Source organism: Enterobacter sp. PL_is379, assembly GCF_055817355.1.
The window spans coordinates 285,545-304,137 of the sequence record NZ_JBVPGT010000032.1 but is presented as its reverse complement, the minus strand read 5'-3'; the positions used below and the strand labels follow the sequence as shown (position 1 = coordinate 304,137).

Here is an 18,593-nt window from a genome sequence, read left to right as displayed (position 1 = left end):
CGACGTTCCTGGCTGGGATTAGGCCGTGAAAAAGGCTACACTTCGAGGCTGAAATTCCTTCTCATTACGATAAAAGAGGCGAAGTCCAACGTGGCTCAATTCGTTTATACCATGCATCGTGTCGGCAAAGTTGTCCCGCCGAAACGTCATATTCTTAAAAATATCTCGCTGAGCTTCTTCCCGGGCGCAAAAATCGGTGTTCTGGGTCTCAACGGTGCCGGTAAGTCCACCCTGCTGCGCATCATGGCCGGCATTGATACAGACATCGAAGGTGAAGCCCGTCCGCAGCCTGGCATCAAGATCGGCTACTTGCCGCAGGAACCTCAGCTGAATCCGGAACACACCGTGCGTGAGTCCGTTGAAGAAGCGGTTTCCGAAGTGGTTAACGCCCTGAAAGGTCTGGATGAAGTGTATGCCAAATACGCCGAGCCGGATGCGGACTTCGACAAGCTGGCTGCACAGCAGGGCAAGTATGAAGAGATTATCCAGGCGCACGACGGTCACAACCTGAACGTGCAGCTGGAGCGCGCGGCTGATGCCCTGCGTCTGCCGGACTGGGATGCGAAAATCGCGAACCTCTCCGGGGGTGAACGCCGCCGCGTGGCGCTGTGCCGCCTGCTGCTGGAAAAACCAGACATGCTGCTGCTCGACGAACCAACCAACCACCTGGATGCGGAATCCGTGGCGTGGCTGGAACGCTTCCTGCACGACTTCGAAGGCACCGTTGTGGCGATCACCCACGACCGTTACTTCCTCGACAACGTCGCCGGCTGGATCCTGGAGCTGGACCGCGGCGAAGGTATTCCGTGGGAAGGCAACTACTCCTCCTGGCTGGAGCAGAAAGATCAGCGTCTGGCTCAGGAAGCGTCTCAGGAAGCGGCCCGTCGTAAGTCTATCGAGAAAGAGCTGGAGTGGGTGCGTCAGGGCGCGAAAGGCCGTCAGTCTAAGGGCAAAGCCCGTCTGGCACGCTTCGAAGAGCTGAACAACACCGAATACCAGAAACGTAACGAAACCAACGAACTGTTTATTCCACCTGGAGCACGTCTGGGGGATAAAGTGGTTGAAGTCAGCAACCTGCGTAAGTCTTACGGCGACCGCCTGCTGATCGACGACCTGACCTTCTCCGTACCGAAAGGCGCTATCGTCGGGATCATCGGTCCGAACGGCGCGGGTAAATCAACCCTGTTCCGCATGATGTCCGGTCAGGAACAGCCTGATAGCGGCTCAATCACCCTGGGTGAAACCGTGAAGCTGGCCTCAGTTGACCAGTTCCGTGACGCGATGGATAACAGCAAAACCGTGTGGGAAGAAGTCTCCGGCGGTCTGGATATCATGCGTATCGGCAACACCGAGATGCCAAGCCGCGCCTACGTTGGTCGCTTTAACTTTAAAGGCACCGATCAGGGCAAACGCGTGGGCGAGCTGTCCGGCGGTGAGCGCGGTCGTCTGCACCTGGCGAAGCTGCTACAGGTGGGCGGTAACGTTCTGCTGCTCGATGAACCAACCAACGACCTGGATATCGAAACCCTGCGCGCGCTGGAAAACGCCCTGCTGGAGTTCCCGGGCTGCGCGATGGTTATCTCGCACGACCGCTGGTTCCTGGACCGTATCGCGACCCACATCCTGGACTACCAGGACGAAGGTAAAGTGGAGTTCTTCGAAGGTAACTTCACCGAATACGAAGAGTACAAGAAACGCACGCTGGGCGCCGACGCGCTGGAGCCGAAGCGTATTAAGTACAAGCGTATTGCGAAATAAAAGCAAAACGGCAACTTCGGTTGCCGTTTTTTATGTTTGTACCCTCTCCCCGTGGGAGAGGGCCAGGGTGAGGGCATCAGGCCGCACAAAATCACCCACCCACGTAATACCGCTTCACCTCATCAAACTGCATTGCAAAGTCGATATAGCTCATCAGCGCGGGTGAATTCAGCTTGCGGCTTGGGTACGCCAGCCACAGATCGTTACCTTCAACATTCCACTCCGGCAGCACCTGCACCAGCGCGCCCTTTTCAACTTTATCTTCCAGTAGAAATGCAGGAAGCAGCGTAACCCCCGCACCGGCAATCGCACATTCGCGGGCGTATACCAGGTTATCGGTCATGTGCGCGTTATCCGGCAGGTAGCGGTAATCCTCGCTCTCGCTTCGCAGAAGCCACTCTGACCAAGCCCGATGCGTAATGCTGCGGTGCTCCACCAACTGACGGGGATGCGTCAGCGGCGCCCGGCGCGCCAGATAGTCCGGCGAAGCCAGCATGTAGCGCGGGCAGTGCCCGATCATGCGGCCAATCAGGGAGGAGTCCTGCGGCTTGCCGGTACGCAGCGCCACGTCAAACCCGGCCTCGACCAGGTCCACCACGTCATCAGAGATCGACACGTCCAGCGAAACCTCAGGATAGCGAAGCTGGAACTCTGCATTCATGTGTGCCAGCAGCGTCGCCCCAATCCCAGCCGGACAGGTGATGCGCAGCCGCCCGCTCGGGTTTTCGCGCAGGCGCTGAATGGCGTACTCCGCCCGCTCGCTGGCCGCCAGCATTTCGCGGCAGTGCACCAGATAGTGCTCGCCCGCAAACGTGAGGCTGATCCTGCGCGTGGTGCGGTTGAGCAGGCGGATACCCACCTGCTGCTCCAGCTGGCTAATACGCTGGCTGACGCTGGATTTCGGCAGTTCCGCCTTCTGCGCCGCAGCGGTAAAGCTGCCCATCTCCGCCACCAGCGCGAACAGCGCCATATCCTGCAGCTGCTTAAACATGATTGTTCATCCTGTACGAACGCTGAGTTCTTGATTGTCCATCTTATCATGCAACTGGCCACTTAATAGACTAGCCTCAACAAAACGCATGCCATTGAGGAGCACACCATGTCAGTGAAAGCCATCGCCGTTAACCCTGAAAATCCCTCTACCTTCATTGAAATCACCCCGCCGATGCCACAGCCCGGCGAGCACGATCTGCTGGTGGAGGTGAAGGCCGTCTCCGTTAACCCGGTCGATACCAAAGTCCACGCGGGCATTGCTAAAAGCGGGCTGAACGCACCGCGCGTGCTGGGATGGGATGCCAGCGGGATCGTCAAAGCCGTTGGGACGGGCGTGACCGGATTCAAGCCGGGAGATGAAGTGTGGTACGCGGGCGACATCACCCGTCCGGGCAGCAATACCACGCATCAGCTGATCGACGCCCGCATTGTCGGGCACAAACCGGCAAGCCTCGGCTGGGCGGCTGCCGCTGCGCTACCGTTGACCGCACTCACCGCGTGGGAAGGACTGTTTGAACGGCTGAACATTCAGGATGCCGGTGCGGACAAGACCCTGCTGATCATCGGCGGTGCTGGCGGGGTGGGATCGCTGGCGATCCCGTTCGCGAAGCACAACAGCAAGGTGAAAATCATCGCAACCGCGTCGCGTGAAGATTCCGCCCAGTGGTGCCGCGATCGCGGTGCAGATGTGGTGGTGAACTACCGCGATCTGAAAGGCGAACTGGCGAAACACGGGCTGACCTTTGTGGATTATATTTTCATCCTCAACGATACCGACGGACACTGGGATGCGGTCAGCGAACTGATTGCGCCTCAGGGGCATATCTGTTCTATCGTCGAGAATGAACGTCCGCTGAACCAGGACAAGCTGAAGTCGAAATCCGCCGCGCTGCACTGGGAATTTATGTACACCCGCAGCATGTACCAGACCGCTGATATGGCGCGTCAGGGTGAGATCCTCAATGAGGTGGCGAAGCTGGTGGATAACGGCATGGTGGAAAGCTCGCTAAGTGAAACGCTGCACGGGCTGAGCGTGGAAAGCATTACCGAGGCGCACCGTAAGGTGCTGGACGGGCATATGCGCGGGAAAGTGGTGGTTGAGTATTGAGTGGCCTGATGCCCTCACCCCGGCCCTCTCCCACAGGGAGAGGGAGGTTAACGCTTACCCCTGCTCTCCCATCATCTCCTTCACCAGCTCGACGCAGCGCAGGAAACGGGAGTCGTAGTCCGACTCTTCCACGTGCACAAACTCAACGTTGTTTTCGTTGAGCATCTCCACCAGCATGGACTGGAACTCCCGCCGGTCCACGGAGCTGCCGAGGCTGCGCATGCCGTCGGCCACCCACGGGGTGTTGTTCTCCAGCAGGATCACCAGGTCAAAACGGTATTCGTCAATTAGCGCCTGTACGAACGGGTGCTCGCGCCCTTCGTATTTTTTACAGAACGCCTGCGTGGTGACGAAATCGGTATCGATAAACGCCACCTTGTTGGCGTATTTCACCGCGAAATCAATGTACTGGGCATGACCGAGCGCGATTTTATCGTAGTCGGAATACTGCAGCGCCATCTCATCACCGCCCAGATGGGAAAAGACATAGTCGCGCCCGTACTCCCACGCGCTGGTGGTATTGAAGATGTTCGCCAGCTTGTTGACCAGCGTTGATTTCCCGCTCGACTCGCCGCCCAGAATAGCTACCGTGCGCACAAAGAACGGCTTCACCTCGGTCGGGATGTAATCCCAGTAGCGGAACGGGTTTTCGCGGATCTGCGCTCCGCTGATGTTCATGAAGGTGCGCTTCGGATCGATCAGTACCGTCTCGATGCCCAAATGCTCGCGGAACTGCGGCGCATCGGACTCTTCAGAGGTGTAGATCCAGTTAGGCGCAATGCCCTTCTCTTCCATAAACGCTTTGATGCCGTTGCTCCATACGTCCCAGCCGTGCGGGTACGGCTCCATACCTTCTTCGTTGAAGGCATGAATACGAATGTTTTTCTGGTACTTGAAGGTCTGAAGCAGCCAGCGCAGGCGGTCCGGCACGGTCGGCTGCTGCGACATGGCGCTCTCTTCAAACAGCTGACGGTCGCGGGTTTCGTCATAGCCCATGATGATGTGCAGCTCGTCCACCTGACTACAGGCGCGCTGGATCAGATAGATATGCCCGGTATGCAGCGGGTAAAACTTGCCGAACACCACGCCGATGTTCTTTTGCATACGCGGGAATTCCAGCCCCAGAAAGCGGTGCAGCGCTTCGAGCTTCTGCGCGCTGGGGCTTTTGATTTTGGCGTTCAGCAGTTGGCTCAGGTAGCCTTTGGTCATGCCGCTGGCGTCTGCCACCTGCTGCAGCGTGCAGCCCTTCTGGCGGATAGCGGTCTTGATGTAGTCAAATGATGACATAAATTACGGTGCCTCCTGCAAAATCGAATACGTAATTATAAGTCGTCAAAGACATTTAACGCATCTGCGAGTTTCTTCACGCCAAAAACCTGCATCCCTTCCGGGATTTTTTTCGGCACGTTGGCGGCGGGAACGATCGCGCGACGGAAACCGTGTTTCGCCGCCTCGGAGATACGCTCCTGGCCGCTGGGCACCGGGCGGATTTCCCCGGCCAGCCCCACTTCACCAAACACCACCAGATCCTGCGGCAGCGGTCTGTCGCGCAGGCTGGAGACCATCGCCAGCAGCAGCGCCAGGTCTGCGCTGGTCTCAGTGACTTTGACGCCGCCGACCACGTTCACGAAGACGTCCTGATCCGCCATCTGCAGCCCGCCGTGACGGTGCAGCACCGCCAGCAGGATCGCCAGACGGTTCTGTTCCAGACCGACCGCCACGCGCCGCGGGTTGCCCATCATCGACACGTCCACCAGCGCCTGAATTTCGACAAGCAGCGGGCGCGTCCCTTCCCATAGCACCATCACCGAGCTGCCGGAGGTGATCTCATCGCCACGGCTCAGGAAGATGGCCGACGGGTTGCTGACTTCGCGCAGCCCCTGCTCGGTCATGGCAAACACGCCCAGTTCGTTCACCGCCCCAAAGCGGTTTTTATGGCTGCGCAGGGTACGGAAGCGGGAGTCCGCGTCGCCGTCGAGCATCACGGAGCAGTCGATACAGTGTTCAAGCACCTTCGGCCCGGCCAGCGAGCCGTCTTTGGTCACGTGGCCGACCATCACAATCGCCACGCCGCGCGTTTTGGCAAAGCGCGTCAGGTAGGCCGCGGTTTCACGCACCTGCGCGACGCTGCCCGGCGAGGACTGGATGTCCGCCATGTGCATCACCTGGATGGAGTCGATCACCATCAGCTTCGGCTGCTCTTCTTCGGCGATCATGCAGATCTGCTCGATGCTGGTTTCCGACAGCATGTTCAGATTACCGGTCGGCAGGCCCAGACGGTGCGCGCGCATCGCCACCTGCTGCAGGGACTCTTCCCCCGTGACGTACAGGGTTTTCATCTGTTCGGCGAGCTTGCAGAGCGTTTGCAGCAGCAGGGTTGACTTGCCCGCGCCCGGATTACCGCCGATAAGAATCGCGCTGCCCGGCACTACGCCGCCGCCGAGCACGCGGTCAAACTCTTTAAACCCGGTGGAGAAGCGCGGCAGCTCTTCGAGGCTGATGTCCGAGAGCTTCTGGACTTTCGCTACGCCCGCATTGCCCGCGTAGCCGCTCAGGCGTTCATTGCGCGCCACGCTCGGCGAAGCCGCCACACCACGCACTTCGGTGATGGTGTTCCAGGCATGGCAGGCGCTGCATTGCCCCTGCCAGCGCGGATAATCCGCACCACATTCGTTACAGACAAATGCGCGTTTTGGAGCTTTCGCCACGGTTTACCTCGTTATTTCTGTGCGGCCTGCGAGCCGGGTGGCGCTTACGCTTACCCGGCCTACAAAGCAGGCCGTTATTTCTGATTAAGGCTGCCGGAGAGAATGCAGAACACCCCCATCAGGTCAGCGTGACGGATAGTCACTTCCGTCTTTTCATTCACTTTTGGCTTGGCATGGTAGGCAATGCCCAGGCCGGCCGCTTTGATCATCGGCAGGTCGTTAGCGCCATCCCCGATCGCGACGGTCTGGACAACCGGAATTTCATATTTTTCCGCCAGACGCGTCAGCGTATTGGCTTTGTACTGGGCATCCACAATATCGCCGATCACCTGGCCGGTCAGCTTGCCGTCCATGATCTCCAGCTCGTTGGCCACCACGGTGGTCAGATGCAATTTTTCCCGCAGATAATCCGCGAAGAAGGTGAAGCCACCGGAGGCGATCGCCACTTTCCAGCCCAGCGACTGCAGCTTCAGCACCAGCTGCGTCAGCCCTGGCATCAGCGGCAGCACGTCGCGCACCTGGCGCAGAATGTTGGCATCGGCCCCTTTCAGGGTCGCCACGCGCTGTCTCAGGCTGGCGGTGAAGTCCAGCTCGCCGCGCATCGCACGCTCGGTCACTTCCGCTACCAGCTCGCCGCTGCCCGCCAGCTTTGCAATTTCGTCGATACACTCGATCTGAATGGCGGTAGAGTCCATGTCCATCACCAGCAGGCCCGGCGTTTTCAGATGCGGAATTTTACCCAGCGGCGCGACGTCCAGCCCGGCGTCATGCGCCAGACGCGTTGCGCGCTGCGTCAGAGAGCCCGCCAGGCGAATAACCTGGTAGTCTTCCACGCACCAGGCGGCGACGATGACCATCGCCGCACCCAGCTTGCTTTGATACTGGGTCAGGCGTTGCTTATCCAGACCGCGTCCGTAGAGGAGCCAGCCGCTACGACCGGCGTGGTAATCCAGAGGCATCACCTCATCGCCACTTAAAGAGAGCGGCAATCCTGGCCATAAAGAGACATCCGTTGGCAGGTCACACCAGGTAATGTTCGGCATTAAAGCTCCTGTAGTTTCGTTCGCGCCAGAAGGTTGCAGAGGGAAAATAACGCATGAGGCTACCCTGTAACCATCACTTCTGGCAACATTAAGCCGTAAATTTTCAGCAGGTGGAATATGGCTCGCGCAAAACTGAAATTCCGGCTCCATCGCGCCGTGATTGTCCTCTCCTGTCTCGCACTGTTAGTGGTGCTGATGCAAGGGGCATCCTGGTTTAGCCAGAACCATCAACGGCAACGCAACCCTCAGTTTGAAGAGCTGGCCCGCACGCTGGCACGCCAGGTGACGCTCAACGTCGCGCCGTCCATGCGGACTGAAACGCCGGACGATAAGCGGATAGGCCAGGTTTTACGCCAGCTCACGGAGAACAGCCGCATTCTTGATGCCGGCGTCTATGATGAGCAAGGCAACCTGATTGCCCGCGCGGGCGAGCACGTCGACGTGCGCGACAGGCTGGCGCTGGACGGTAAAAAAGCCGGGGGTTATTTTAACCAGCAGATCGTCGAACCTATTCAGGGAAAGAATGGTCCGCTGGGCTATCTGCGCCTGACTCTCGATACCCACACCCTGCCCACTGAAGCCAAACAGGTCGATAATACCACCAATATTCTGCGCCTGATGCTGCTGCTTTCACTCGCCATCGGCGTTGTGCTGGCGCGCACCCTGCTTCGGGGCAAGCGCTCGCGCTGGCAGCAATCCCCGTTCCTGCTGACCGCCAGCAAATCCGTCCCTGAAGACGAAGAGAGCGAGAAGAAAGAATAGTGATAAAGTAGGCGAACGATTCGGAAAAGGAACTTTGCCATGACGACGTTACGCCTGCTTATCTCTGACTCTTACGATCCCTGGTTTAATCTCGCGGTAGAAGAGTGCATCTTCCGCCAGATGCCCGCCACCCAGCGCGTACTGTTTCTCTGGCGTAACGCCGATACGGTGGTCATTGGTCGTGCGCAAAACCCATGGAAAGAGTGCAACACCCGGCGTATGGAAGAGGACAACGTCCGCCTGGCGCGCCGGAGCAGCGGCGGCGGCGCGGTGTTCCACGATCTGGGCAATACCTGCTTTACCTTTATGGCAGGAAAACCGGAGTACGACAAAACCATCTCTACTTCCATTGTCCTCAATGCGCTGAATTCACTCGGCGTGAAGGCTGAAGCTTCCGGACGTAACGATCTGGTGGTCAAAACCCCCGAGGGCGACCGGAAGGTCTCCGGCTCCGCCTACCGCGAAACGATGGATCGCGGGTTCCACCACGGCACCCTGTTGCTGAATGCCGATCTGAGCCGTCTGGCGAACTACCTGAATCCGGACAAGAAAAAGCTCCAGGCTAAGGGGATTACCTCCGTGCGCGGGCGCGTGGCGAATTTGGTGGAGCTGCTGCCGGGAATTACGCACGAGCAGATTTGCGATGCGATCCGTGACGCGTTCTTTGAACATTACGGCGAGCGCGTGAAAGCCGAAGTGATCTCTCCTGACAAAACCCCGGACCTGCCCAACTTTGCGGAAACCTTCGCCCGCCAGAGCAGCTGGGAGTGGAACTTCGGCCAGGCTCCTGCGTTTTCCCATCTGCTGGATGAGCGTTTTACCTGGGGCGGCGTGGAGCTGCATTTTGATGTGGAGAAAGGCCATATCACCCGCACGCAGGTGTTTACCGATAGCCTGAATCCGGCACCGTTAGAGGCGCTGGCGGCACGTTTGCAGGGCTGTTTATACCGGGCGGATATGCTGCAGCTGGAATGCGACGCGTTGATTGGGGATTTCCCGGAGCAGGAAAAAGAGTTAAGGGATTTGTCAGCATGGATTGCGCAGGCCGTACGTTAAGTGCGGTTTGGTGCCCTCACCCCGGCCCTCTCCCACAGGGAGAGGGAGGGAAGAGACAGAATTACTCTTTATCGCCCAGCAGAACGGATTCCAGCGCGATTTTGATCATGTCGTTGAAGGTCGTCTGACGCTCGGCAGCGGTGGTCTGCTCGTGGGTACGGATATGGTCGGATACGGTGCAGATGGTGAGCGCTTTCGCACCAAACTCCGCCGCAACGCCGTAGATGCCCGCCGCTTCCATTTCCACGCCCAGGATGCCGTATTTTTCCATCACGTCGAACATCTCACCGCCGTCTGGTGCATAGAACAGGTCAGCAGAGAAGAGGTTACCCACGCGCGCGTCAACGCCCAGCGCTTTTGCCGCGTCAACCGCGTCACGCACCATGCCGAAGTCAGCGATTGCCGCGAAGTCATGGTCTTTGAAACGCATGCGGTTTACTTTGGAATCGGTGCAGGCACCCATGCCGATAACCACGTCGCGCAGCTTAACGTCCATACGCACCGCGCCACAGGAGCCCACGCGGATGATTTTCTTCACGCCGAAGTCGGTGATCAGCTCTTTGGTGTAGATAGAGCAGGATGGGATACCCATACCGTGGCCCATGACGGAGATTTTGCGGCCTTTATAGGTACCGGTGAAGCCCAGCATGCCGCGAACGTTGTTCACTTCACGCACGTCTTCCAGGAAAGTTTCTGCAATGTGCTTCGCGCGCAGCGGGTCGCCCGGCATCAATACGACGTCAGCGAAATCACCCATTTCTGCATTAATGTGAGGAGTTGCCATCTTCAGTTCCTTTTACATTGTTTATTCTTTTCACCCTCTCCCTGTGGGAGAGGGCCGGGGTGAGGGCATCAGACCGCACCCTACATGATTCAGAACATGGCCTTGCCATATTCCATGTCAGACGTACCAAAGTATTTCGCAATAGTCTGGCCGATGTCCGCGAAGGTTTCACGGTGACCGAGCGAGCCCGGCTTCACTTTCGGGCCGTACACCAGCACCGGAATGTGCTCACGGGTGTGGTCGGTACCGGTCCAGGTTGGGTCACAGCCGTGGTCCGCGGTCAGGATCAGAATGTCATCTTCACCCACCAGCTCCATCAGCTCCGGCAGACGGCGGTCGAACAGTTCAAGACCCGCAGCATAACCCGCGACGTCGCGACGGTGACCCCAGGAGGAGTCGAAGTCCACGAAGTTGGTGAAGACAATGGTCTTGTCGCCCGCTTCTTTCATCTCTTTGATGGTGGCATCGAACAGCGCATCCAGACCGGTGGCTTTCACTTTTTTGGTGATGCCGCAGTTGGCGTAGATATCCGCGATTTTACCCACGGACACCACGTGACCGTCTTTCTCATCGACCAGCTTCTGCAGCACGGTTGGCGCTGGCGGCTCAACGGCCAGGTCGTGACGGTTACCGGTACGCTGGAAGTTACCCGCTTTGTCGCCGATAAACGGACGCGCGATCACGCGGCCAATGTTGTAGCCGCCTTCGGTCAGCTCTTCGCGTGCGATTTCGCACAGCTCGTAGAGTTTATCCAGGCCAAACGTCTCTTCGTGGCAGGCAATCTGGAACACGGAGTCAGCAGAGGTGTAGAAAATCGGCTTGCCGGTTTTCATATGCTCTTCGCCGAGCTGGTCCAGAATCACGGTACCGGAAGAGTGGCAGTTACCGAGGTAGCCCGGCAGGTTGGCACGCTTCACCAGCTTATCGAGCAGCTCCTGCGGGAAGCTGTTCTCGTGATCGGAGAAGTAGCCCCAGTCGAACAGCACCGGCACACCGGCGATTTCCCAGTGGCCAGACGGGGTGTCTTTACCGGAGGAAAGCTCGTGCGCCCAGCCGTAGGCGCCCACGACTTCCGCGTTGCCGTCCATACCGGCTGCGATTTTACCGGTAGAGCCTTCATGCGCTTTCACCAGACCAAGGCGGGTCAGGTTGGGTAGAGTCAGAGGGCCTTTACGACCGTTGTCCGCTTCGCCTTTCGCACAGGCTTCCGCGATGTGACCCATGGTATCGGAACCCACGTCACCAAAACGTTCTGCATCTTCGGTTGCGCCGATGCCGAATGAGTCCAGCACCATAATAAATGCACGTTTCATAATTGTTCTCCGTACGTAGTGCTTCAAAAATTATCGATCAGATCAGTATACCGCTATTCGGTGATACGGCGATAGACAGTCGGTGTGGTTTCCGGTGCTTTATCGTCAAGCGTGATGGCCGCCTTCACCGCTTTCGCCGCTTCCTGCCAGCTGGCTTCGTCTTTGGCGTGGATCACCGCCAGCGGACGTTGGCCGTCAACGCTGTCGCCCAGACGGGCCATATCGGTAAAGCCGACGCTGTAATCAATGGTGTCCGATGCCTGACGACGGCCGCCGCCCATCGAGACCACCGCCATGCCGAGGGCACGGGTGTCCATCGCAGAAACAAACCCTTCGCTATCGGCATACACCGCTTTGCTGAGCGTCGCGGTTGGCAGGTATTTCGCGTAGTCTTCGACAAAGTCGGTCGGGCCTTTCTGCGCCGCGACCATGCGGCCGAAGATCTCCGCCGCTTTGCCGTTGTCCAGCACCGCCTGCAGCTTCGCGCGGGCGTCGGCGTCGTCTTTGGCGAGCTTGCCGGAGATTAACATCTCAACGCACAGCGCCATGGTGACGTCGAACAGGCGCGGGTTACGGTATTCGCCGGTGAGGAACTGTACCGCCTCACGCACTTCGACCGCGTTACCGGCGCTGGAGGCCAGCACCTGGTTCATATCGGTGAGCAGTGCGGTAGTGCGCACGCCCGCGCCGTTGGAGACGCCAACGATCGCTTCGGCCAGCGCCTCAGAGAGTTCATAGGTTGGCATAAACGCGCCGCTGCCTACCTTCACGTCCATCACCAGCGCGTCCAGCCCTTCTGCCAGCTTCTTCGCCAGGATAGAGGCGGTGATCAGCGGGATGGAGTCAACGGTCGCGGTGATGTCGCGGGTCGCGTAGAAACGCTTGTCTGCCGGAGCAAGAGAGCTGGTCTGGCCGATAATCGCCACACCAACGTCTTTAATAATGTCGCGGAAGCGGTTGTCATCCGGGAAGATATCGAAGCCCGGAATGGCTTCCAGTTTGTCGAGCGTACCGCCAGTGTGGCCCAGGCCGCGTCCGGAGATCATCGGGATGTAACCGCCACAGGCTGCCACCATTGGGCCGAGCATCAGAGACGTTACGTCGCCCACGCCGCCGGTGGAGTGTTTATCCACAATCGGGCCGTTAAGGTTGAGGCTTTTCCAGTCCAGAACGGTTCCTGAATCTCGCATCGCCATGGTCAGCGACACGCGCTCAGGCATCGACATATCGTGGAAGAAAATGGTCATCGCCAGAGCCGCAATCTGCCCTTCTGAGACGGTGTTATCACGAATGCCGTTAATGAAGAAGCGGATCTCTTCGTCGCTTAATGCATGACCATCACGTTTTTTACGAATAATTTCTTGTGCGAGAAACACGGTAACCTCCATGCGGAATCGGGGGAGTTGTGGCGGGTGGCGCTACGCTTACCCGCCCTACGATCCTGTAGGCCGGATAAGCGAAGCGTCATCCGGCGTTGTCTGGCAATCAGTAGCTGCTTGCGCTCTTACCGTCGCCGTGACCCAGCGCCTTCAGCAGGCTAGCCAGCAGGCTGGACGCACCGAAACGGTAGTGACGGGAATCGGCCCAGTCGGCGCCGAACAGTTCGTCAGCAATCGCCAGGAACTGCTGCGCGTCTTCGGCGGTACGCACGCCGCCCGCAGGTTTGAAACCAACGGTTTTGGACACGCCCATGTCGCGGATCACTTCCATCATGATGCGCGCGCTTTCCGGGGTGGCGTTAACCGGCACTTTACCGGTAGAGGTTTTAATGAAATCCGCACCGGCTTTGATGGAGATTTCAGATGCCTTACGAATCAGCGCCTCTTCTTTCAGCTCGCCGGTTTCGATGATCACTTTAAGCAGCACGTTTGCCGCCGCACACGCGTCTTTACAGGCCTTCACCAGGTCAAAACCGACCTGCTCGTTGCCGGCGATCAGCGCGCGGTATGGGAACACCACGTCAACTTCGTCTGCACCGTAAGCAATCGCCGCGCGGGTTTCTGCCAGCGCAATCTCGATATCGTCGTTGCCGTGCGGGAAGTTAGTCACGGTTGCAATGCGCACGTCCGGCGTGCCCTGCTCTTTCAGCGTCTTACGGGCAATCGGGATAAAGCGCGGGTAGATACAAACGGCTGCGGTGTTACCCACTGGCGTTTTCGCCTGATGGCACAGGGCGATGACTTTCTCATTGGTGTCGTCATCGTTCAGGGTAGTCAGGTCCATCAGTTTCAACGCGCGCAGGCTGCTTGCAGTTAAATCGGTCATAACAATCTCCAACGGCAGTGCCGTATAAATTTTACCTTGCGGGTCTGTGAGTATTCTAACATCCACCCGCATCCACACTTCGACATTCATCACAGTTAATGAAAACTGCGTACTAATTTGCATTACTGTAATGAGATCTTCTTCAAACTTTAGTGCGCAAATTGCCGACTAAAGCAGCAATACCCCCTGTGGGATCAAAAGCGCCAACAGGCAGGCTTTCTACAATCCGTTCATCATCCGCAGAACATTCAAGGAAGCGAATATGCCCCACTCCAGCCTCGACGCCCTGCAGCAACGTTGCCAGCAGATTGTGACAAGCCCGGTGTTATCCGCGGAACAAAAACGTCATTTTCTGGCGCTGGAAGCGGAAAACAACCTGCCGTATCCGGCACTTCCTGAAGCTGCGCGCGCCGCGCTGGACGAGGGGTTTATCTGCGACATGTTCGAAGGCCATGCGCCTTACAAACCCCGTTACGTTCTGCCGGATTACGCAAAATTTCTGGCTAACGGTTCAGAATGGCTGGAGCTGGAAGGGGCAAAAGATCTCGACGATGCCCTCTCGCTGCTAACCATCCTTTACCACCATGTTCCGTCCGTCACATCGATGCCGGTCTATCTCGGCCAGCTTGATGCGCTGCTGCAACCATATGTTAGAATTCTAACACAAGAAGAAATCAATAGCCGAATAAAACGTTTCTGGCGCTATCTTGACCGTACGCTGCCGGATGCCTTTATGCATGCCAATATCGGACCGGAAGATACGCCCATCACCCGTGCCATTCTGCGTGCCGACGCAGAGCTGCAGCAGGTCGCGCCGAACCTGACCTTTATTTATGATCCAGAGATCACCCCGGACGATTTGCTGCTTGAGGTGGCAAAAAACATATGTGAATGCAGTAAACCGCACATTTCTAATGGCCCGGTGAATGATAAAATTTTCACAAAAGGTCGTTATGGCGTGGTGAGCTGTTACAACTCCCTGCCTCTGGCTGGCGGTGGCAGCACCCTGGTGCGCCTTAACCTCAAAGCCATTGCTGAATGCAGCACGTCCATTGAAGACTTCTTCACCCGCACGCTCCCGCACTATTGCCAGCAGCAAATGGCCATCATCGATGCACGCTGTGGTTTCCTGTACGAGCAATCTGGCTTCTTTGAGAATAGCTTCCTGGTAAAAGAGGGGCTGATTGATGCCGATCGGTTTGTGCCGATGTTTGGCATGTACGGACTGGCGGAAGCGGTAAACGTGCTCTGTGAGAAAGCTGGCATCGCGGGACGTTACGGCAAAGATGAGCAGGCCAACGCGCTGGGCTATCGCATCAGCGAACAGCTTGCGGCGTTTGTCGAAAACACGCCGGTGAAGCACGGCTGGAAGCAGCGCGCGATGCTTCACGCGCAGTCGGGGATCAGCTCCGACTCCGGCACCACGCCGGGCGCGCGCCTGCCCTACGGCGACGAGCCGGATCCCATCAGCCACCTGCTGGCGGTAGCTCCCCATCACAAGCACTACTCTTCCGGGATAAGCGATATCCTGACGCTGGATGAGACGGTAAAACGCAACCCGCAGGCGGTGGTTCAGCTGTGCCTGGGCGCGTTCAGGGCGGGTATGCGCGAGTTTACCGCCAACGTGGCGGGTAACGATCTGGTGCGCGTCACCGGGTATATGGTGCGGCTATCGGATCTGGAGAAATACCGGGAAGCAGGGTCGAGAACGAACACCACGTGGCTGGGGGAAGAAGCCGCACGCAATACCCGCATTCTGGAACGTCAGCCGCGCGTAATTAGCCATGAACAGCAGATGCGCTTTAGTTAGTCAGGTCATTCCTTTTTCCTGCGTGGACGGGCCGGGCAGCCGCCTGGCCCTGTTCCTGCAGGGCTGCAACCTGCGCTGTAAAACCTGCCACAACCCGTGGACGATTGGCCGCTGCAACGACTGCGGGGACTGTGTGCCCCACTGTCCGCACGATGCGCTGACCATTCAGGCCGGGCGCGTCTGGTGGCAGGAGAGCGACTGCCAGCAGTGCGACACCTGTCTGCATTTGTGTCAGCATCAGGCAACGCCTATGGCGCACCGCTTCAGCGTGGAAGAGATCCTCGCTCAGGTCCGCAAATCCGCACCGTTTATCGAAGGGATCACCGTCAGCGGCGGTGAAGCCACAACGCAATTACCGTTTTTGATCGCCCTGTTCACCGCGATCAAAGCCGATCCTGCCCTGCGCCACCTCACCTGTCTGGTCGACAGCAACGGTCTGTTAAGCGAAACCGGCTGGCAAAAGCTGCTGCCGGTACTGGATGGCGCGATGCTGGATCTGAAGGCGTGGGACAATGAGCATCACCGTTTTCTGACCGGGCGCGAAAACCCGCAGATTAAACAGAGTATTCGCTGGCTGGCACAGCATCAACGGCTGACTGAATTGAGGCTCCTGGTGATCCCAGAGCAATGTGATTATCTGGAACATCTGAAACCGCTGACAACGTTTATCCACGGGCTGGGGAATATTCCGGTGCGTATTAACGCGTTTCATGGGCATGGCGTGTACGGTGAGGCGGGATCATGGCGCAGCGCCACGCCCGAGGACGTTGAATCGCTGGCGCGGGCGCTGGAAAAACAGAAGATAACGGTGATCCGCCCGGCGCTTTACCTATAGCGTGATACCAAATACCGAACGCGTATTTTCCAGCAGCGCATCGGCAATCACCTCTTCCGGCTCCTGTCGCAGTTCACACAGGGTGGTGAACACGCGCGCCGCCTGTTCCGGGCGATTCGGCTGACCCTGAAAACCATTCAGCGGCATATCCGGCGCGTCGGTTTCCAGCAGCAGCGCCGACAGCGGCAGCTGTGCCATCACGTCCCGGGTTTTACTGGCGCGCGGATAGGTGATGGTGCCACCGACGCCGATTTTATAGCCCAGCTCAATAAAACGCTGCGCCTGCTGCAGGCTGCCGGAGAAACCGTGCACGACGCCCCTGCGCGGCAGATCGATGCGCTTCAGGTGCATCGCCAGCTTATCGTGCGTGCGTCTTGAATGGAGGATCACCGGCAGATCGTGACGCTTCGCCAGCCTGAGCTGCGCGTCGAGGATCGTCTGCTGGCGCTCAAACTGCGGGTTCTCGCGATAAAGATCGAGGCCGATCTCCCCGATGGCGACAAGCTTGTCGCCTGCGGTCTGCACTATCTCATCAAGTCTCTCTATGTGCTCATCACGATGCCGCTCAATCACGATCGGATGCAGGCCGAGCGCCGCATAGAGCGCGGGGTGCCGCGCAGAAAGATCCAGCACGCGGGAAAAGTACGCCGCTTCCACTGACGGCACAATGATGGCCTGAACGCCTGCGTCAGCCGCTTTCGCAATGCTTTGCGCTTCCTCCCCCGTAAACGGCGGGAAATCAAAGTGGCAGTGGGTATCGACAAAGCGGTGCGTCACGCCAGATCCTCGTTATCCAGTAAAGCGTCATTCGCCTGCGGGATGTCCACCAGCGGCATCGTCAGGGCATCGTTGGCGACAATCGCAGGCGGCGTAATAATGCGTTTATGGCGATGAAGCGGCGGTTGCTCCGCCAGCATTTTCCCCACCGTTGCCAGGAAGTAGCGCCCGCACAGCCGCCCCGTTTTGTAATCCATGCGCAGCGCAGGGACGCGGCTGCCCAGGGCCATGCTCAGCAGCGGCTTAGGCGGATAGATTTCAAAAATACGCAGCTTACCCGGCGGTTTTTCAATGAAGCGCTGCATCGCGCCGTAGGTGGTTTCATGCTGCTTCGCGATGTTCACCAGCGGCTGCAGGCTGCTGTCGCCCAACCAGCGCTCCATCCGTTTAAACCACTGCGGCGTGTAATACATTTGCGACGGTACGGTACGGATCACCACAATGGTTTTCGCCCCGCGACGGGCGGCTTCCTGCACCGGTACCGCGTCACTGATCCCCCCGTCCAGATAGCTAATGCCGTCCAGCAGCGCACCGGTACGATAAAAACCGGGGATCGCGCTGGAGGCGCGGATGATGTCCAGCCAGTTCTCCTTCTGAGGCGAAAAATAGCCCGGCGAATAATCATCCCCCCGGCTGGCGCACATCCAGAATTCTTTGCCGCTATCAAACAGACGGGCCGCGGTGTCCATGGCCAGCGGCATCTGGCTGGAGGTCGACTCCAGCAGCCAGTCGAGATCGATCAGGTTACCGCCGCGCACAAAGCGCACCGGATTAAAAAACTCTTTCGCCGTGGTGTAGCGCATGATGACCTTTCGCGCATAGCCGGGCTGGTTACAAACATAGGCAGAAAGGTTCTGCGCCCCGGCAGAGGTACCGAAGTAGAGGTCAAACGGGTTGAACTGCGCGCGCATAAATTCGTCCAGCACGCCGGCGGTGAAAATGCCGCGCTGTCCTCCACCTTCGCAGACCAGCGCGAGTTGACCTGCGCGAAACGGTTTTAACGTCAGCGGCGCAATATTGCCGAGCGTAACGGGAATTCGTTGCCCCACCTCTGCTTTCCTGTTTTGATTATTTTATAACACCACAGTAACGCACCCGACCTGTTACGCAAATAAGAAAAAGCCAGTCACAGCGACTGGCTTTTTTTTGTTGAAGGAATATTGCGTTTGCTACGGACGTCTACGACCCGTAAACAGGCTGACCAGGAACAGAATAATACCCACAACGAAGACAATTTTAGCTGCCCATGCCGCTGTACCTGCCAGTCCACCAAAGCCCAATGCGGCGGCAATTAACGCGATAACCAGAAATATAATGCCCCAACGAAACATAAGCTTCTCCTTTACCATAGTTAATGTCGGCCGCTAAACGTGAGCGCTCA

Annotated in this window: 17 protein-coding genes; 6 read left to right on the top strand and 11 right to left on the bottom strand. The window is 58.0% G+C overall.

Features of this window, described 5'->3' with window-relative positions:
- The first annotated feature begins 90 nt into the window (after positions 1-90).
- On the top strand, positions 91-1,758 hold the full coding sequence (gene ettA / locus AC0TOY_RS20315; RefSeq protein WP_032649883.1) for an energy-dependent translational throttle protein EttA: 1,668 nt from the start codon (positions 91-93) through the stop codon (positions 1,756-1,758).
- Between the two features lie 91 nt (positions 1,759-1,849).
- Here ettA and AC0TOY_RS20310 read toward each other — a convergent pair whose 3' ends face one another.
- The gene (locus AC0TOY_RS20310; RefSeq protein ID WP_148769074.1) at positions 1,850-2,749 is read right to left on the bottom strand and encodes a LysR family transcriptional regulator; all 900 of its coding nucleotides are present in this window, start codon (positions 2,747-2,749) and stop codon (positions 1,850-1,852) included.
- Between the two features lie 108 nt (positions 2,750-2,857).
- Here AC0TOY_RS20310 and AC0TOY_RS20305 point away from each other — a divergent pair, with 108 nt between their 5' ends.
- Complete coding sequence (locus tag AC0TOY_RS20305; protein ID WP_473722453.1) at positions 2,858-3,859, top strand: zinc-binding alcohol dehydrogenase family protein; 1,002 nt, start codon at positions 2,858-2,860, stop codon at positions 3,857-3,859.
- A 54-nt stretch (positions 3,860-3,913) separates the two neighbouring features.
- Here the strand turns inward: AC0TOY_RS20305 and nadR are convergent, their stop codons facing one another.
- From nadR to serB, 3 genes are all read right to left on the bottom strand, one after another.
- The gene (gene nadR, locus AC0TOY_RS20300) at positions 3,914-5,146 is read right to left on the bottom strand and encodes a multifunctional transcriptional regulator/nicotinamide-nucleotide adenylyltransferase/ribosylnicotinamide kinase NadR (RefSeq protein WP_024907400.1); all 1,233 of its coding nucleotides are present in this window, start codon (positions 5,144-5,146) and stop codon (positions 3,914-3,916) included.
- Between the two features lie 35 nt (positions 5,147-5,181).
- Complete coding sequence (gene radA, locus AC0TOY_RS20295; RefSeq protein WP_014068810.1) at positions 5,182-6,567, bottom strand: DNA repair protein RadA; 1,386 nt, start codon at positions 6,565-6,567, stop codon at positions 5,182-5,184.
- 74 nt (positions 6,568-6,641) lie between these two features.
- Positions 6,642-7,610 (bottom strand): phosphoserine phosphatase, encoded by a 969-nt coding sequence (gene serB / locus AC0TOY_RS20290; protein WP_025757501.1) that lies wholly within the window; start codon positions 7,608-7,610, stop codon positions 6,642-6,644.
- 117 nt (positions 7,611-7,727) lie between these two features.
- On the opposite strand from serB, the gene AC0TOY_RS20285 reads away from it, so the two are divergent.
- Together AC0TOY_RS20285 and lplA are read left to right on the top strand one after the other, a co-directional pair.
- Entirely contained in the window at positions 7,728-8,372 is a 645-nt protein-coding gene (locus AC0TOY_RS20285) for a YtjB family periplasmic protein (protein ID WP_061715993.1), read from the top strand.
- Between the two features lie 39 nt (positions 8,373-8,411).
- A complete protein-coding gene (lplA, locus tag AC0TOY_RS20280) occupies positions 8,412-9,428 on the top strand; it encodes a lipoate--protein ligase LplA (RefSeq protein ID WP_473722451.1) in 1,017 nt (338 codons plus the stop codon).
- Positions 9,429-9,489: 61 nt separating this feature from the next.
- Here the strand turns inward: lplA and deoD are convergent, their stop codons facing one another.
- The 4 genes from deoD to deoC all read right to left on the bottom strand — a co-directional run bounded on the left by deoD (position 9,490) and on the right by deoC (position 13,790).
- Positions 9,490-10,212, bottom strand: a complete 723-nt coding sequence (gene deoD, locus AC0TOY_RS20275; protein ID WP_024908261.1) for a purine-nucleoside phosphorylase — start codon at positions 10,210-10,212, stop codon at positions 9,490-9,492.
- 89 nt (positions 10,213-10,301) lie between these two features.
- Positions 10,302-11,525 (bottom strand): phosphopentomutase, encoded by a 1,224-nt coding sequence (gene deoB, locus AC0TOY_RS20270; protein ID WP_024908262.1) that lies wholly within the window; start codon positions 11,523-11,525, stop codon positions 10,302-10,304.
- 53 nt (positions 11,526-11,578) lie between these two features.
- Positions 11,579-12,901 (bottom strand): thymidine phosphorylase, encoded by a 1,323-nt coding sequence (gene deoA / locus AC0TOY_RS20265; protein WP_248165950.1) that lies wholly within the window; start codon positions 12,899-12,901, stop codon positions 11,579-11,581.
- A 109-nt stretch (positions 12,902-13,010) separates the two neighbouring features.
- Positions 13,011-13,790, bottom strand: coding sequence for a deoxyribose-phosphate aldolase (deoC, locus tag AC0TOY_RS20260; RefSeq protein WP_003856543.1), 780 nt, complete (start codon positions 13,788-13,790; stop codon positions 13,011-13,013).
- 262 nt (positions 13,791-14,052) lie between these two features.
- Between deoC and AC0TOY_RS20255 the strand changes: the two genes are divergently transcribed.
- Together AC0TOY_RS20255 and AC0TOY_RS20250 are read left to right on the top strand one after the other, a co-directional pair.
- A complete protein-coding gene (locus AC0TOY_RS20255) occupies positions 14,053-15,600 on the top strand; it encodes a YjjI family glycine radical enzyme (protein WP_473722450.1) in 1,548 nt (515 codons plus the stop codon).
- Positions 15,575-16,435: a YjjW family glycine radical enzyme activase gene (locus AC0TOY_RS20250; protein ID WP_473722449.1), complete on the top strand. Its 861-nt coding sequence runs from the start codon at positions 15,575-15,577 to the stop codon at positions 16,433-16,435. The genes AC0TOY_RS20255 and AC0TOY_RS20250 overlap by 26 nt, the downstream gene beginning before the upstream one ends.
- Here the strand turns inward: AC0TOY_RS20250 and AC0TOY_RS20245 are convergent.
- The 3 genes from AC0TOY_RS20245 to AC0TOY_RS20235 all read right to left on the bottom strand — a co-directional run bounded on the left by AC0TOY_RS20245 (position 16,430) and on the right by AC0TOY_RS20235 (position 18,543).
- Complete coding sequence (locus AC0TOY_RS20245) at positions 16,430-17,212, bottom strand: TatD family hydrolase (RefSeq protein ID WP_417927881.1); 783 nt, start codon at positions 17,210-17,212, stop codon at positions 16,430-16,432. The genes AC0TOY_RS20250 and AC0TOY_RS20245 overlap by 6 nt on opposite strands.
- Positions 17,209-18,261 (bottom strand): patatin-like phospholipase family protein, encoded by a 1,053-nt coding sequence (locus tag AC0TOY_RS20240; protein WP_024908268.1) that lies wholly within the window; start codon positions 18,259-18,261, stop codon positions 17,209-17,211. Before AC0TOY_RS20240 ends, AC0TOY_RS20245 begins: the two co-directional genes overlap by 4 nt.
- Before the next feature lie 120 nt (positions 18,262-18,381).
- Positions 18,382-18,543 carry a DUF1328 domain-containing protein gene (locus AC0TOY_RS20235; RefSeq protein ID WP_003856556.1) on the bottom strand — a complete coding sequence of 54 codons (162 nt, stop codon included), beginning with the start codon at positions 18,541-18,543 and terminating at the stop codon, positions 18,382-18,384.
- Between the last annotated feature and the right edge of the window lie 50 nt (positions 18,544-18,593).

What these genes read in the sequence shown, in the direction of transcription:
- AC0TOY_RS20305 (WP_473722453.1), top strand. Translation starts at nt 2,858, where the DNA reads ATGTCAGTGAAAGCCATCGCCGTTAACCCTGAAAATCCCTCTACCTTC.
- AC0TOY_RS20250 (WP_473722449.1), top strand. Translation starts at nt 15,575, where the DNA reads ATGAACAGCAGATGCGCTTTAGTTAGTCAGGTCATTCCTTTTTCCTGC.
- AC0TOY_RS20235 (WP_003856556.1), bottom strand. Translation starts at nt 18,543, where the DNA reads ATGTTTCGTTGGGGCATTATATTTCTGGTTATCGCGTTAATTGCCGCC.
- deoD (WP_024908261.1), bottom strand. Translation starts at nt 10,212, where the DNA reads ATGGCAACTCCTCACATTAATGCAGAAATGGGTGATTTCGCTGACGTC.
- AC0TOY_RS20285 (WP_061715993.1), top strand. Translation starts at nt 7,728, where the DNA reads ATGGCTCGCGCAAAACTGAAATTCCGGCTCCATCGCGCCGTGATTGTC.
- deoC (WP_003856543.1), bottom strand. Translation starts at nt 13,790, where the DNA reads ATGACCGATTTAACTGCAAGCAGCCTGCGCGCGTTGAAACTGATGGAC.
- deoB (WP_024908262.1), bottom strand. Translation starts at nt 11,525, where the DNA reads ATGAAACGTGCATTTATTATGGTGCTGGACTCATTCGGCATCGGCGCA.
- serB (WP_025757501.1), bottom strand. Translation starts at nt 7,610, where the DNA reads ATGCCGAACATTACCTGGTGTGACCTGCCAACGGATGTCTCTTTATGG.
- AC0TOY_RS20310 (WP_148769074.1), bottom strand. Translation starts at nt 2,749, where the DNA reads ATGTTTAAGCAGCTGCAGGATATGGCGCTGTTCGCGCTGGTGGCGGAG.
- AC0TOY_RS20255 (WP_473722450.1), top strand. Translation starts at nt 14,053, where the DNA reads ATGCCCCACTCCAGCCTCGACGCCCTGCAGCAACGTTGCCAGCAGATT.
- nadR (WP_024907400.1), bottom strand. Translation starts at nt 5,146, where the DNA reads ATGTCATCATTTGACTACATCAAGACCGCTATCCGCCAGAAGGGCTGC.
- lplA (WP_473722451.1), top strand. Translation starts at nt 8,412, where the DNA reads ATGACGACGTTACGCCTGCTTATCTCTGACTCTTACGATCCCTGGTTT.